The 14042-nt window shown below is 50.1% G+C and carries 14 protein-coding genes; 6 read left to right on the top strand and 8 right to left on the bottom strand.

Features of this window, described 5'->3' with window-relative positions; translation table 11 throughout:
- Positions 1–69: 69 nt before the first annotated feature.
- Positions 70–981 carry a TIGR01777 family oxidoreductase gene (locus ACYVK4_RS09915; RefSeq protein ID WP_461127337.1) on the bottom strand — a complete coding sequence of 304 codons (912 nt, stop codon included), beginning with the start codon at positions 979–981 and terminating at the stop codon, positions 70–72.
- A gap of 391 nt (positions 982–1372) precedes the next feature.
- Between ACYVK4_RS09915 and ACYVK4_RS09910 the strand changes: the two genes are divergently transcribed.
- From ACYVK4_RS09910 to ACYVK4_RS09900, 3 genes are read left to right on the top strand one after another with little or no spacing between them, the layout of a single operon-like run.
- Positions 1373–1987 carry a hypothetical protein gene (locus ACYVK4_RS09910; protein WP_461127336.1) on the top strand — a complete coding sequence of 205 codons (615 nt, stop codon included), beginning with the start codon at positions 1373–1375 and terminating at the stop codon, positions 1985–1987.
- A 20-nt stretch (positions 1988–2007) separates the two neighbouring features.
- Positions 2008–2691, top strand: a complete 684-nt coding sequence (locus ACYVK4_RS09905; protein WP_461127335.1) for a hypothetical protein — start codon at positions 2008–2010, stop codon at positions 2689–2691.
- A gap of 38 nt (positions 2692–2729) precedes the next feature.
- A complete protein-coding gene (locus ACYVK4_RS09900) occupies positions 2730–3044 on the top strand; it encodes a hypothetical protein (RefSeq protein ID WP_461127334.1) in 315 nt (104 codons plus the stop codon).
- A gap of 208 nt (positions 3045–3252) precedes the next feature.
- Here ACYVK4_RS09900 and ACYVK4_RS09895 read toward each other — a convergent pair whose 3' ends face one another.
- The 7 genes from ACYVK4_RS09895 to ACYVK4_RS09865 form a co-directional block, all read right to left on the bottom strand.
- Positions 3253–3411 (bottom strand): type II toxin-antitoxin system RelE/ParE family toxin, encoded by a 159-nt coding sequence (locus tag ACYVK4_RS09895; protein WP_461127333.1) that lies wholly within the window; start codon positions 3409–3411, stop codon positions 3253–3255.
- Positions 3396–3635 (bottom strand): hypothetical protein, encoded by a 240-nt coding sequence (locus ACYVK4_RS09890; RefSeq protein WP_461127332.1) that lies wholly within the window; start codon positions 3633–3635, stop codon positions 3396–3398. The genes ACYVK4_RS09895 and ACYVK4_RS09890 overlap by 16 nt, the downstream gene beginning before the upstream one ends.
- A gap of 35 nt (positions 3636–3670) precedes the next feature.
- On the bottom strand, positions 3671–4225 hold the full coding sequence (locus tag ACYVK4_RS09885; protein ID WP_461127331.1) for a hypothetical protein: 555 nt from the start codon (positions 4223–4225) through the stop codon (positions 3671–3673).
- A gap of 133 nt (positions 4226–4358) precedes the next feature.
- On the bottom strand, positions 4359–5267 hold the full coding sequence (gene rimK, locus ACYVK4_RS09880; RefSeq protein ID WP_461127330.1) for a 30S ribosomal protein S6--L-glutamate ligase: 909 nt from the start codon (positions 5265–5267) through the stop codon (positions 4359–4361).
- 53 nt (positions 5268–5320) lie between these two features.
- Complete coding sequence (locus ACYVK4_RS09875) at positions 5321–5809, bottom strand: ATP-dependent zinc protease family protein (RefSeq protein ID WP_461127329.1); 489 nt, start codon at positions 5807–5809, stop codon at positions 5321–5323.
- A 102-nt stretch (positions 5810–5911) separates the two neighbouring features.
- Positions 5912–7027, bottom strand: coding sequence for a DNA polymerase III subunit delta' (gene holB, locus ACYVK4_RS09870; RefSeq protein ID WP_461127328.1), 1116 nt, complete (start codon positions 7025–7027; stop codon positions 5912–5914).
- A 143-nt stretch (positions 7028–7170) separates the two neighbouring features.
- Positions 7171–8358 (bottom strand): putative sugar nucleotidyl transferase, encoded by a 1188-nt coding sequence (locus ACYVK4_RS09865; RefSeq protein ID WP_461127327.1) that lies wholly within the window; start codon positions 8356–8358, stop codon positions 7171–7173.
- A gap of 83 nt (positions 8359–8441) precedes the next feature.
- Here ACYVK4_RS09865 and ACYVK4_RS09860 point away from each other — a divergent pair, with 83 nt between their 5' ends.
- The 3 genes from ACYVK4_RS09860 to ACYVK4_RS09850 all read left to right on the top strand — a co-directional run bounded on the left by ACYVK4_RS09860 (position 8442) and on the right by ACYVK4_RS09850 (position 13716).
- Positions 8442–9500, top strand: a complete 1059-nt coding sequence (locus tag ACYVK4_RS09860; protein WP_461127326.1) for a hypothetical protein — start codon at positions 8442–8444, stop codon at positions 9498–9500.
- A 281-nt stretch (positions 9501–9781) separates the two neighbouring features.
- Positions 9782–11227: a TlpA family protein disulfide reductase gene (locus ACYVK4_RS09855; protein WP_461127325.1), complete on the top strand. Its 1446-nt coding sequence runs from the start codon at positions 9782–9784 to the stop codon at positions 11225–11227.
- Positions 11228–11265: 38 nt separating this feature from the next.
- The gene (locus ACYVK4_RS09850; RefSeq protein WP_461127324.1) at positions 11266–13716 is read left to right on the top strand and encodes an alpha-L-rhamnosidase-related protein; all 2451 of its coding nucleotides are present in this window, start codon (positions 11266–11268) and stop codon (positions 13714–13716) included.
- The last annotated feature ends 326 nt before the right edge of the window (positions 13717–14042 follow it).

The raw sequence follows: 14042 nt of genomic DNA, 5'->3' as shown, positions 1-14042 counted from the left end.
GCCTTTCCATGAAGCGAGTATATACTCGCGTTTATGCAAAGGCACGGGCAAATGCCCGCGCCAGTAAGCTTATAGTAATAAATTCTCCAGTGCCTTCGTCAAATCGGCGTATTGATACTGGAAATTCGTTTCGTCGGTGATGCGTTTGTTGAGCACGTAATTGCCGCCCGTAACAACAATCGCCATTTCGCCGTACATCAGCTTAATGACGAAATTCGGGATGTTAGGCAATAGGATAGGCCGGTGAAGCGCTTTGGCTATCGTTTTTGTCAGTGTCTCGTTGGTAACGGGCGTTGGTGCTACGGCATTGTAAACGCCCTGCCAGGAGGTATCGGCAAGACTCCGAATAAAGAGCCGACAAAGATCATCGAGGTGAATCCAGGAAATGTACTGCTGGCCCGAACCGATGGGCGCACCCGCCCCCAGCTTGATAGGCTGAACGAGTTTGGGTAATGCGCCACCGTCGGCGATCAGGACCACGCCAATCCGAAATTTGACGGTTCGGATACCCAGGGCCGCTACCTGCTCTTCGGATCGTTCCCAGGCCCGCACGGTCTGCGCCAGAAAATCAGAACCGCCCTGGCTGGTTTCGGTCAGTGGCCGGTCGGCGGTGTCGCCCCCGTAATAGCCAATGGCCGACGCACCAATAAATGATTTTACGTGGTGCGGGTTTTTAGCCAGAGCGTCCCTCAGCAAGTCGGTCGATTTTGTTCGGCTGCTGATGATGGCCTCTTTGCGCTCATCCGTCCAGCGTTCATCGGCGATGCCTTCTCCGGCAAGGTGAATGATATGATCGGCCGTGGCAATGGCCTGCGGGTCAATATGCCCTTTGTTAATATCCCACTGATAGACACGTACATCAGGAATCGTTTTGGGCGACCGGCTCAGTAAAGATACCTGATAGCCTTCCTGCTGAAGTAATTGGGTGAGTCGGCGGCCAATAGACCCGGTGCCGCCTGTAATCAAAACTGTTTCGTTCATGTGTTATGGAGTTTGTTGGTGGGTGTAAGAATATAACACCTCAAACGGCTAAGGTGTTCTCGTCACGACTCTTGTATCTGCATCGGATGTGTCTCCTCTGTTACAACTCCCGGTGGTCAATTCAAACATGTATTGCTGCCTGACTGTATTGAAGAACATCGTTAAAAGCGTATCGAGCGGGCTGGAATCGAGTGCTGACGCTAAGTAATGAAATAGAGACGGCTACATTCATGAGCCTACTCAATTAAATCGAGTTTATTTAATGGAACTTGTACTATAGGTTTTAACGGTTAATTTCCAACTGATTTGCGCCGGGAAGACTCATATGGTTTTCACTTGAATAGGCAGGCCAATGGGGTTATGTAAAGCATCACTACTAATTTTCTTTGCCTTGTATTCCTTCGAGGGAGTGTATGCGCAGCAGATAACCGATTTTTACCAGAAGCCTAACCAATCGTCTAAATCAATTGGCTACCGAGCGGGGGTAAATTACTCGATTCCGACCGTTACGGCAGCCGTCGTTAGTAATTCTTTGACAACCTCCTATCTGGCTGGCGTTAATCCACAGCTCGGATTTTTTCTGGGCGGGTTCTACCTTAAAGAACTACTGCCCGACCGGTTAACCTTCAGAGTAGATGCTACTCTGCAGATGAAGGGAACAGAAGCTATGTATAATGGAAAACCGGTCAAGAAATCCAGATACTATTCATTGGGATTAACACCTATGGTGGGCATACATCTGACCAATAAGTTGATCGCCTACACGGGAATTGAAGCGAATTGGCAGGCAGGAAGACAAAATGCCTGGGGAAAGGGCCATCCATTTGAAGTCGGTACAACATTACGTTTCACCTATCCAATTAAGGAAGTTAAGGTCGAGATTGGTTATTTCAAAGGCTTCACTCGATTCGACACATTTGAAGCGTATAATTTCGCTGGCGGCCCGGCTATTAACGCCTTTTACAATCAAAATTTACAGGTAGGCATTTTATTCAACTTGAGATGATGATAAGGTATTCACTGCTTTTGTTCGTTATATCAACCCTCTCATTTGGCCCAACGGTCGCTCAGCATAAGGGTTATAGTCTAACCTATGATTCGACTCAAAAAGCTCCTGGCTCCGTTCGTGGATCAACCCAACTCATCAAAACGGGTATCGGTTTACCTTTATTCCGGCAAAGTACCATCTCGCCTATTTGGAAGAGCGTGGCTTTAGATGTAACCGGTGAACGTAAGCTAAACCGGGCACTGTCGGTCATTGGCGGCCTGGAAACAAATTTTAGCTTTAGTCGGGAAGGTCAATTATATAGCCTGGAAATGCCGCTGGGTTTACGGTATTATTTTTCAATCGGTAAACGAATGAAAAGCCGGGCGGATCGACATGATTTCTTTAGTCCTTACATCGCTTTCCAAACCCATAATGTGCTCTTTACCAGTTTGTCATATGATTCTCCCAAAACCAATATAGAACGGTATGACAGGGGGCAATTTCTCGATCACAGAACAAACGTGGGTAGGCTGGATGAAGCGTTCAACATGTTGCAATACGCTTACTTTCAGGCTGGAAGTCAATTTAAACTACCTAAAAACAGGTATGTCGACGTAAACTTCATTATCCCGGTATCTAAGCTGATTTATAACAAGACAGAATTGACATTGGCGACACCGGCTGTAGTCAACCTTAAATACGGTCTGTTCTGGCAGCGATGAATCCTGCTCCTCAACGTAGTTAAAAACAACTCAAGTTTATGAAAAAAAGCTTTTTGCTTATTTATTGTATTGGATGCCTCCTGACGGGCTGTATATCCAACCACATCACCTGGAGTGCGAATGCCAATATTAAAAAGATAGCTCTTGGCATGAGCAAAGATCAAGTGATCCAGATTTTAGGGGATGATTACATGATTGCGTCTTCCTCTAAAGATGAAAGAGGGAACCGTATTGAAGTACTGGCGTATAAAAGTGATGCCTACGTAGAATATAAACTCAAATTCGTTAATGCTCTACTGGCGGAATGGAACCGGGAGCACATCAATAAATATATTGTAAAAGATCCCTCTTGACGTTTTTACCGCAGGCGTTAATCCTACACCAGCCACTCTTTGGGCAGGCTCAGTTGCCCGGCGTAGTGCGCCGAAGCCGCTAGTATATTGGGCTTCGCCGGCTGTCGAGAATATTGAGAATGACGATCTGTCGTCCTACAACAGCATAATAAATCATGCTGTAAGGCTGAAGCGGTAACTTTCGAACGGCTGTCAGATCGTCAAGTTGTCAACCAATAAACGGCATTGTTTCCAAAATATGAAGCTTGCCATTAATGGTATCGGTGAACCGATCCGCAATCATGAAGCCAAAAGCATCCAGTAGATACAAGGCAATTTGCCGGTAGTTTTCTTTTGCTTCGTCGGCCCAAACTATTGTGTAATCCATTGTTTGGCTTCATTGGCTACGGCATCATGGGACGTAAGGCGACCAGATTGCGATGACGACAAGGCTTGCTCCAGTTGAGCGAGCAACTCAGGGGTTTCGATAAAAATAGTTGTCCGCTGGCTGATGAACTCACTTACCGTCAATAGTAGATCCTGAACGTCTTTAGGGTCTTCAAGACGGTCAATTTGTTGGTGTAGGATGGACTTTACCTCTGGAATAGACATGGCCTGAACGTTTTTATCAAATATAACCCATAATCCTACACCAGCCACTCTTTGGGCAGGCTCAGTTGCCGGGCGTAGTGCGCTGAAGCGGTCGTGTTTACCCAGCCGAGCAGTTTGTTGATCTCGTCCATAAATTCGACGTAATAATCGGGGTCGAGTTTTACGGCTTTCTTGAGCACCTGTTCCGTGCGTTTGGCAATGTACTCGGCGGCTTTGTCGGTGCGGGAGTTGTACTTCTGGAGCAGGTGGGCGTTGTTATCGTAAAACGTGTTGAGCATGTAGAGCATCAGCTCCACCTCGCCGTATTTGTCTTTCGTCACTTTCAGGTGGCGACTGATGTGGCCGCTCACCGTCCGCATATCCATCATGAGCCAGCCGGGCGTGTCGGCGTGGAGATTGGCGGTTCGGTCGATGAACGCCCGAATCGTGTGGCGCCGTTCGTCGATGGTGCGTCCTTCTTCGACCAATTCAAACTGAAGCCGTTCGGTCAGTACTGCGTCTTTGGTGATCAGGCGCAATAGCAACTTGTCTTTCTCCGTGCCCGGCATCCGGACAATGGCTTTTTTGAGTTCAGGGTCGAGAGCTGGCATTTTTTAAGGATGAATAAGTGAATGCGTTAATGAGCGAATGGCTTCTCAGGCTGCTAAGTTATCATTTTACAGGTACACATGTCTACTCCAACTTATTCACGCATTCACGCATTCGCTCATTCGAAATTCACAGTTAAACCCCCACCGTGTCGCCTTCGTCGGTGCGGATTTTGTCTTCGATGTAGGCGATAATTTCCATGGCAAGGTCAATGCCGGTTGCATTTTCGATGCCTTCCAGCCCCGGCGAGGAGTTGACTTCCAGCACCAGTGGGCCACGGTCGGAGGGGAGCATATCCACCCCGGCCACTTTGAGGCCCAGCGCCCGGGTGGCTGCAATGGCGGTATTTTCTTCGTCGGGGGTGAGCTGAACGGCCACAGCGTTGCCGCCCCGGTGCAGGTTGGATCGGAACTCGCCATCCAGGCCCTGCCGCCGAATGGCACCCACCACGCGTCCACCTACCACAAACGCCCGGATATCGGACCCTTTGGCTTCGGCGATAAACTCCTGAATCAGCACGTTTTTCTTCAGGCCATAAAACGCTTCGATGGTCGATTTGGCGGTTTTAGCGGTTTCGGCCAGTACGACCCCAATGCCCTGGGTGCCTTCCAGCAGTTTGATAACCACCGGCGGGCCACCCACCAGTTTGATGAGCTGGGTTACGTCGCCGTTTTTGGGGTGGTTGGCAAAAATGGTTTTGGGTAGTCCTACACCGGCTTTGGAGAGCACTTGCAGGCTGCGCAGCTTGTTGCGGGCCCGCATAATGGCCTGCGATTTGCCCGTTGTGAAGACGTTCATCATTTCGAACTGACGGACAACCGCGCAGCCATAATCCGTTACCGATGCCCCAATACGGGGAATGATGGCGTCGAGGGATTCCAATTCCCGACCTTCGTAGAGAATGGAGGGCTTGCCGCCCTCAATCATGACCTGGCAATTCAAATGGTTGACAAGGACGCCCTCGTGGCCGCGCTGGTTGGCGGCTTCGAGAAGTCGTTGCGTTGAATATAAATTCGGATTGGCCGATAAAATGGCAATTCGCATTGATTCAGTGTTCAGTTATTTGTTGGTAGTTGGCCGCAAACGGGTGAAAGAGGCTAGTCGTTTACGGACTGAGTTGATGAAGCCAGGGATTGGCTCGCTAGTTTAGCATCGTAGGATAGATTTTTCTGCGATACATCGACGAGAAAGCGGTTACGGAGCAGTTTGCGGCCTAGCAAAACCGGGTTTTTTAACTGCTCACGGTCGGCAAGCGTAAACTCAGTCCGGATCGAGCGTCCAAATAAAACGATGCGGGTGGTGATCACATAGCGTCGTTCGGCGACACCAAAGGAATTTTTGATCATGCGCTGGCTAAACTGATCGCTGCGGAATTTGCGGGCGGGCAGGCCCGTTTTGTCGATCAGCCAGAAGCTCAGTTTCTTCTTCAGGCCCGCTTTCACCAGCCGCACATCTTTGCAGTGCAGGGCTGAGGTAAACGCGCCCGTGTCGACTTTCGCCTGTATGTCGAACAAACCCAAATCCGGAAAATCGACCAGATCGGTCATACCGATGATTTGCTTGGGCTTAGGCGTTGGGGCTTTCATGGACCGCTGATCTTTATGATCGGTATAGTATAATTATGATTTTTAAATCATTCTTCATCTTAATAAACATAAAGATCAGCCGGTCCGTCGGTGCAGTTCTATTCACCGTATCAACCGGCTAAAGGTAAGCGACATATCCAGCATAATCATTTTGGCACGGGCGTTTCGTTCGAGGTGATACGCGGCTTCGTTGAGGTCATGAACGATGCGTTCAATATGATCAATGGTCAGAATTTTAGCGAAATTTTTCACAAAAGCCATTTCGTCGTCAGGTAAGCGTAGCAATTCGGCGGCTCCCTGCTGCCACAAAAACAGATCGCGGTAGAGCCGGATGCTGTAATCGAGCAGCCCCTTTTGCTTCTCCTTGCTGAAACCATCAAACTGGTCGGCCTGTTTGACCAGCGAAATTAAATCCTGCCGGTAACAGGTACGCATCCATTCGGCAAACCAAACGTGTTGATCTGTTGAACTGGTGTCGTGCTGGCTCAGTTGGAGGGCTTCGGCCAGGTTTCCATCGGCGAGGTACGCAAACCGGCGGGCAGTCGTTTCGTCGATGTTCTGGTGCTGACGTAGGTAGGTCGCCACTTCCTCATCCGTAAACGCCCGAATGGCCACCCGCTGTGTCCGCGACAAAATCGTGATCAGCAGCTTGTCGGACTGGTTGGTCACGAGCAGAAACAGCGTTTGCGCCGGGGGTTCTTCCAGCACTTTCAGCAGCGCATTGGCCGAGGTCACGTTCATGAGTTCGGGCAGCCAGATGAGCATGATCTTGTAGGCGCCCTCATAAGCCTTCAGCGACAGTTTTTGCAGGATGCTCCGCGCTTCTTCGGCCGAAATATTCCCCTGCTTGTTATCGGCCCCCAGCGATTCAAGCCAGTCGGGGAGGGTGCGGTAAGGTGTTGTGATCAGAAATTTCCGCCAGTCGGTCAGGTACGTTTCCGATGTTTTGCCTTTCCCCTGATTCGTGACCGGAAAAACCATGTGCAGATCGGGATGCACGAGTTTCTGAACCTTTATGCAAGACGCACACCGCCCGCAGGAATCCCCCGCCTGCTTGTCTTCGCAGTTGACATACTGCGCCAGCGCCAGGGCCAGCGCCAGATTTGCACTTCCTGCCGGGCCATCGAACAGCAAAGCATGCGCCAGGTGGTTGGTTTGTACCGCCCGCAGCAGCATCTGCTTTGTTTCGTCCAGGCCAATGATTTCGTTAAATAGCATAAGAGGGGGAGGAAAGGGAATAAAAGGAGGAAAGGGTGTAACGGGAGGAAGGGGAGTAGAGGGAGGAAAGGGGGAGGAGATGCACACGAGCATTTTCCTTTATTTCCTTTCTCCCTTTCGTCCCTCTACTCCCCTTCCTCCCGTTACACCCTTTCCTCCTTTTTATAAATACTTCGTAAAATTCCTTCTTCCACCGCATCAAACGGCTTATCGCGTCGGATGAACGCTTCACGGGCTACCTGCAGGGCTTTCTCGATTCGGTAGGGCGTCAGGCCGGTATCGGAACCACCCCACGAAAACGAGGGGATGTGTTTATGCTGGAAACCGCCCCCGAACACGTTGGCGCTTACGCCCACTACCGTACCCGTGTTGAACATGGTACTGATGCCGGCTTTCGTGAAGTCGCCCATCATCAGCCCGCAGAATATCCGCCCGGTATCTTCCAGTTGGCCGGTAGCATAGGAATGGAGTTTCACGTTGCTATAGTCATTCTTGAGGTTCGAGTTGTTGACGTTGGCGCCTAAGTTGCACCACTCGCCGATGACCGAATTGCCCAGAAAACCATCGTGGCCTTTGTTGCTGTAGCCGAAGAAAATGGAGTTGCCCACTTCGCCACCCACTTTACAAAACGGCCCGATGGTGGTATTGCTCCGCATTTTGCCACCCCAGTTCACCGTTGCCCCTTCGCCCAGCGAGAAGGGACCAATAACGATGGACCCTTCACTGATGGTCGCGTTCTTGCCGATGTAAATGGGCCCTCCTTCTGCATTCAGAATGGCCGCCCGAATGGTGGCGCCGGGTTCGATGAAAATGTTCTCCGGGGCGTAGCAGCGTGTAAAGGGATCGGTAATGGGTTCGGAGGTGCGTCCGGCGGTCAGTCGGGCAAAATCGGCCCGGAGCTGGTCGCCGTTATTCACAAAAATATCCCACAAATGGCGCACAATCGTCAGCGGTTCCATAAACGTGCGGAACGGGAAGTCGTCGTTGACGACCGGGGCAGTGGTCAACGGGGTATTGGTCCGCAGAGCCAGCAGCAATCCGTCGTGAGTAATCAGGCCCGTGTTGGGAGGAAGCGCCAGAATCGTTTCTTTTAAGGCATCGGTTGGGCAAACGGCTCCATTTATATACCAGTTATCAGCGCTGCTGCGTTGGGGGAATTTCGGTTGTAAGTAGGGCTCGGTCAAATACGACGGCGTTTGTTCCAGCGTATCAGCCCATTTTTCGGCCAGCGTTAGCGTGCCCATACGAATGCCCGCCACGGGCCGCGTAAAGGTGAACGGTAACAAAGCCGTGCGGATGACCGGGTCATCAAAGAGAATCAAAGTTGGCATTGATTGCATCAGGGAAATCAGGCGGCAAATATCCAACCTTAATCTGAAAAATAAGAACGTATGAAACGGTACTTTTGCGAAATATGGCGGCTTTATCCCTTGACGAGATCATCCGGCGGATTGCTTATTTGCAGGACGAAAACGGCCTGTTTCCGTCGTTTCGCCATAATCCAGCTATTTTCTACCGGCGTCCCGATACCAATGTCTTCTTTACGGCCGTCACGGTATTTGCGTTGCAAAAGCTGCGTGCTGTTGTATCACCCGACGGCCAGTTATTGATTGACCGTATGGCTAGCCGGGCGGTAGCGGCCTATGCTGTTTTTCGGAACAAAGACGGGCTGAATACATACAATTTCTGGCCCACGCGCCCCTCGCAGCACTTTTCCAACGGCTATATTTTTCGCCATTTCGACCATTTTCGCATCCCCGACGATATTGACGATACGGCGATGGTGTACCTGACCACTACACCTACACCCGACGAACAGCGTTGGCTAAAGGAGAAACTGGCGCAACATGCCAATGGGAGTCAGCCGCAACGCATTCGCAACACCTACCCCGACTACCGGGAGCTTCGTGCTTATTCAACCTGGTTCGGCAAGAATATGGGCGTTGATTTCGACGCCTGTGCGTTGAGCAACATGCTGTACTGCATCTATCAGTACGACCTGCCTCACAACGAGCACGACGCCGATTCACTGGGTTATCTGCGGTCTATTGTCGAAACGGGTCGGTATGTGTCGGAGCCGTTTCGATGCGCCCCCCACTACGCCCGAACATCGTTGATCATCTACCATCTGGCGCGATTGATGGCCGCTTTCGATATTCCCGAACTGGAACCCATTCGCCCGCGCCTGATCGCCGATGCGCACTGGCAATTAGCCAGCGTACCAAACCGGGTTGAACAAATATTGCTGGCCACGGCGCTGGGGTGGCTGGGCGAATCGGTGCCTACCCTCAATCTCGACGGCATCGAACAGGATTTCGACACCTTTCACTTCTTCATTGCGGGTTTACTCACCGCCTACGAACAGCCGTGGTTACACCGTTTCGCCAACCGCCCGCTCACGCAGATGCGCTGGCAGTGCGAAGCCCACTGCTGGGCACTGGTGGCGGAATATGTGGGGATGTATGATGTATGATATAGGATGTATGAACGTAGACCGTGGAGGCAGATGGAGTAGGGGGAAGGGTGTAAAGACTTGGCTTTACGAACGTTTTATGGATGACGTTAATTGCCAAAGACAACGATCGATCTAGTTTTCGACAAGTGGGTACCGTTCGTTTGGCTAAGAGTTTTGTTGAACGCTTGTTTTTTAATAATTGCCCTAACCACCGTACACGAAATCGTCAACAAGTCTATAGGTCATTCGCAGAATAGTTAACTATATTTATCGTTTTAATCCTGAATCAGCGATTTGATATGAAATATATAGGATTCCTAATCTGCCTTTGTCAGATCAGTAGACTGATTGCCCAAGATGTTCCTGATTTTACAATTAAGCCGAACGGTACAGCGGTCATTAAGATCATTTACAATCACAATATACAGTCGCGCTCTATTTTCAGTTTTGTGGGAAGCGTCTTGCCGAATGATACTGGAACCCGCATCGATATAGAAACCCGTATCGAAGACTCTCTGCCAGCAGGCAGTGGCGAAAAATACCTGGTTTACCGATTAGCCGCTCCGCAGACAGGCTTCTTGACCATAAACCAAATTGGTGGCCATGTGTATCTGGTACCTAATGATACAACAACGCTTTCGATCGATTTAGCGAAAGCGAATCCCTGGTCTTCTTATCAATTTATAGGGCGCTATTCGACAATTGATCAGTTTTACTTTGCTCAGGCAAAAACGCTAAAAGTGGTGCCTTTTGCCTTTCGTGGTTATGCGGCTAATGAGGCCGTCTCGCTGAAAAAATATAAAAGCCAGATGGACTCGTTGTTACACGTTGAACAGCAGTTCCTGATAACGTATTCAAAACAGCATCAGTTACCGGCCTGGTTTATGCAACACGAGCAGCAACGAATTTTATACAGTGATGCTTCGTCACGGGCGAATACGATTCATTATCGACGATTTATAAAGAAAGATTTGGCAAAAGATCTGCCAAAGAACTATTTCAGCTTTGTCACGCCTACGTTGATCAATAACCCGTCGTCAGCCTATTTAGTTGATTACCAACACTTCCTCAAAGACTATTTTTATCACCTGTTTAACCAACAGCAAGCCACCAAAAACAGCATCAGCTATATAGCCCAAGTAGCATCAAAAAAACTGACCGGATTAGCCTGGGATACATTCATGAGCCGGTACCTGGACGAAATACTCGCCGGGGCCCCAACGCTGGGCGAGCAACTACTTGCGAAGTATTATCACAGGTTTGGTAATAAACAATGGATCAATGATCGGAAGCTTTACTACCTGGATGCTTATACACTTAAACCGGGGGAGATAGCTCCTAACTTCGCTCTGGAAGATCACCTGGATTCATTAGCCTATTTGAAAGACTTTCGTGGTCAAGTGATCTACCTTAGTTTCTGGTTTACAGGTTGTGCCCCTTGTCGGCAGGAAATGCCGCTTGAGAACGAGTTGGTTAAGTACTTCGACGGTAAGCCGGTGAAAATTGTCAACATCTGCGTAAGGAGCTCACGGGCCGATTGGGCCAAAGTAAGTAAGTTATACAATTTACAAACGGTGAATCTGTACGCGAATAAGGCTTGGGAAAACACGTTGATCAGTAAGTATAATGTCAAGGCCTTTCCTCATTACGTCCTGATTGATCAGGAAGGTAAAATTGTCAGGAACAATTGTAGTCGCCCAAGTGACAATGCAAAAGCAGAAATAGCCGCCCTTTTAGAACGGTAACTTTTGCGCAAATTTGCGAGTGCACAAATGAGCAACTTATGAAAACACTCGGTCAGTCGGCTTTACGGATTCTTGGCAGACATAAACTCGTTACAGCCGGTTTGGCTGCGGTTATTCTGCTAATAACAACCTGTATTCAAAAAACAGCCGCGCAGCAACCGCTTCAGGGGCTTGTGAAGCAGGTCGAATCAATTTCCGGGAAAAAAGAGTACCTGGCATCGCCCTTTGTAACGGCTGGTAATCGGTTGTATATGGTTGGCCATCAGGACGGTAAATTTCCGGATCTGGGCTGGCACATAACGGGTGAAATGGGCGGCATCTGGGATCATCCGATCAAACTGGTGGATGGATTTACGGCGGCTGTGTCCATTGGTCAACAATCGGTTTGCCTCGATAAAGCCGATGCCTTCATCAACTATCCCTTTGCCAATAAGCACCTGTACCAGCGGGTAGCCGACGGGCTGGACATGGAGCGTTTTCAGTTTGTGCCCGACAATAAAGAGGGCATGGTGGTGGAGTATACCTTCATCAATAAGCAATCCCGGCCACTCACGCTTCAGTTTACCTGGACAGCTCACACGGATCTACGCCCGACCTGGCTGGGCGAACGGACCAACATGGTCGATGCGCCGGATGCGGCAACCTGGCAGGCAAAAACGCAGACGTGGCTGGCTAAAGACCAGAAGAACGACTGGTTTGTGGTGTTCGGCGCCAGCGTGCCCGCCCGTCAGCACCATCAGAACAAATCCTGCGTGTTTGTATCGGCAGGGCAGGGGTGCGCAGCTTCGCTGGTGTACACGATCACAGTGCCCGCCAACGGAAAAACACAGTTGCCGATTACCATTGCCGGTTCGTACAAATCGGCGGAAGCGGCCAACCGGACCTTTGCCGACGTTCAGAAAAATGCCTATGCGTATCTGGCCAGCAAAAAAAGCCGCTACGCCACCATCGACCAGCTGGCCTCGGTACAGGTACCGGACAAGAAGCTGGAACAGGCGTTTCGCTGGGTGAAATACAATACCGATTGGCTGATTCGCGAAGTGCCCGAAATCGGTCGGGGGTTGTCGGCGGGTCTGCCCGATTATCCGTGGTGGTTTGGGGCCGATGGTTGTTATACCCTTACAGGCCTGATCGCAACGGGAAACCGGCAACTGGTCTATGATTCCGTCGATCTGCTGAATAAAATCTCTGAAAAGGAAAATGGCAACGGCCGGATCATCCACGAAGTGTCGACGAACGGCGCGGTTTTCAATCCCGGCAATTTGAACGAGGTGCCCCAGTTTGCCAGCATGATCGCTGAAGTATACCGGTGGACCGGCGACAAAGGGTTTCTTCGCAAGTATTTCCCGACGGTAAAAAAAGGGATGACCTGGTTGCTGGCGGAAAATGATAAAGACAAAAACCTGCTCCCCGATGGCTTTGGCATGATGGAAATCCACGGCATGAACAGCGAGATGATCGATGTGGCGGTATACACGCAGGATGCCTTTGCCAGTGCGGCCTACATGGCGGCAGAACTCGGCGACAAAACCTTGGCGATGGATTACCAGCGCAAAGCGGATCAGCTGAAAACGAAAATAAACACCGATTTCTGGGTGCCCGAAAGCGGTTCGTATGCTGATTTTATCGGGACAAAAGCCGAGGCTTTGCAGCTTGTGGAAGGGGCTATTGTTCGGGCGGATACCCTGCACAAACCCTGGGCCGTTGAGGAACTGAAAGCCACCCAACGCAAACTTCGGTCGCTGCCCGACGATACCAAAAAAGGATTTGTGCTTCACCATAACTGGGTGGTCAACACGCCCATGGAAACGGGTGTCGCTGATCCCGACAAAGCCGCTATGGCGCTTCGGACGGCCAGCAAATTCACGAACCCGTTTGGGCTTTTCGTCACGGGTATCGACCGCGACGAGTCGGCCGGCACCGACGAGGGATCGTTCAATCTCAACAAAAAAGTCTTTACCTATACCGGGGCGGTAATGACCCTGCCAACGGGTGTGGCGACGATTGGGGAAAACAATTACGGGCATCCCGACGAAGCGCTGGGCTATCTGAAACGGATGACCAAAACGTTTAGCTACGCCTTTCCAGGCTCTATTTACGAAGTGTCGCCCGACTACGGCATGGTCACGCAGGCCTGGAACATGTACAGCTATGCCGTCCCGATCATCAAGCAGTTTTTCGGTATTCGCCCGGAAGCGTCCCGTCAATTGATTGTTGTTCAGCCGCAAATGCCTGACGCCTGGGACAAAGCCAGTGTAGAAAAGGTGGCTGTGGGCGACAATATGCTATCGATGGACTATGCCAAAACGGGCGGGCAATTGACGTTATCGATTCGCCAAAAACAGCCAAACTGGACCGTACGGCTAACTTTCCCCAAAGGCAAATACCGGAACTGGCAGGTAAATGGCAAAAAAGTACCTGTTCAGGGTGATACAAAATCAGATTTTGTCGAGTTAAAAGGAAGTTCGTTAAGGATTCAGCTTCAGTAAAAGCACGAACAGGCTGAAGGGTTAGTTATACCTGTTGATCAAACGCGACCCGTAGCCGATGATTCACAAACCGGCGCTTATCATTAACGTAAACAATGGGGTACAAAAAAACTCAGGTCAACTCAAAACTCTATTTTTTTAACCACAGAGCCACAGAGTACACAGAGGTTTAGCGCGATAGAAAGTTTCTCTATAATCTCTGTGTACTCTGTGGCTCTGTGGTTAAGCCTTTTTAAGCCGGCAAGTCATTTATGGCAAAAGCTGTGTATAGGCTAAGTTTCAATCTGTCAACGTATTGTTCACGTTAACAGTAGGGGTATTGATTT

This window comes from Spirosoma aerophilum (assembly GCF_054782495.1).
The sequence above is the reverse complement of the archived record's forward strand: the minus strand, read 5'-3'. Positions and strand labels throughout refer to the sequence as shown.

Excerpts from the sequence above, each read along its gene's own strand:
- ACYVK4_RS09915 (WP_461127337.1), bottom strand. The coding sequence starts at position 981 with ATGAACGAAACAGTTTTGATTACAGGCGGCACCGGGTCTATTGGCCGC.
- ACYVK4_RS09900 (WP_461127334.1), top strand. The coding sequence starts at position 2,730 with ATGAAAAAAAGCTTTTTGCTTATTTATTGTATTGGATGCCTCCTGACG.
- ACYVK4_RS09895 (WP_461127333.1), bottom strand. The coding sequence starts at position 3,411 with ATGGATTACACAATAGTTTGGGCCGACGAAGCAAAAGAAAACTACCGG.
- ACYVK4_RS09890 (WP_461127332.1), bottom strand. The coding sequence starts at position 3,635 with ATGTCTATTCCAGAGGTAAAGTCCATCCTACACCAACAAATTGACCGT.
- ACYVK4_RS09885 (WP_461127331.1), bottom strand. The coding sequence starts at position 4,225 with ATGCCAGCTCTCGACCCTGAACTCAAAAAAGCCATTGTCCGGATGCCG.
- rimK (WP_461127330.1), bottom strand. The coding sequence starts at position 5,267 with ATGCGAATTGCCATTTTATCGGCCAATCCGAATTTATATTCAACGCAA.
- ACYVK4_RS09875 (WP_461127329.1), bottom strand. The coding sequence starts at position 5,809 with ATGAAAGCCCCAACGCCTAAGCCCAAGCAAATCATCGGTATGACCGAT.
- holB (WP_461127328.1), bottom strand. The coding sequence starts at position 7,027 with ATGCTATTTAACGAAATCATTGGCCTGGACGAAACAAAGCAGATGCTG.
- ACYVK4_RS09865 (WP_461127327.1), bottom strand. The coding sequence starts at position 8,358 with ATGCCAACTTTGATTCTCTTTGATGACCCGGTCATCCGCACGGCTTTG.
- ACYVK4_RS09860 (WP_461127326.1), top strand. The coding sequence starts at position 8,442 with ATGGCGGCTTTATCCCTTGACGAGATCATCCGGCGGATTGCTTATTTG.
- ACYVK4_RS09855 (WP_461127325.1), top strand. The coding sequence starts at position 9,782 with ATGAAATATATAGGATTCCTAATCTGCCTTTGTCAGATCAGTAGACTG.
- ACYVK4_RS09850 (WP_461127324.1), top strand. The coding sequence starts at position 11,266 with ATGAAAACACTCGGTCAGTCGGCTTTACGGATTCTTGGCAGACATAAA.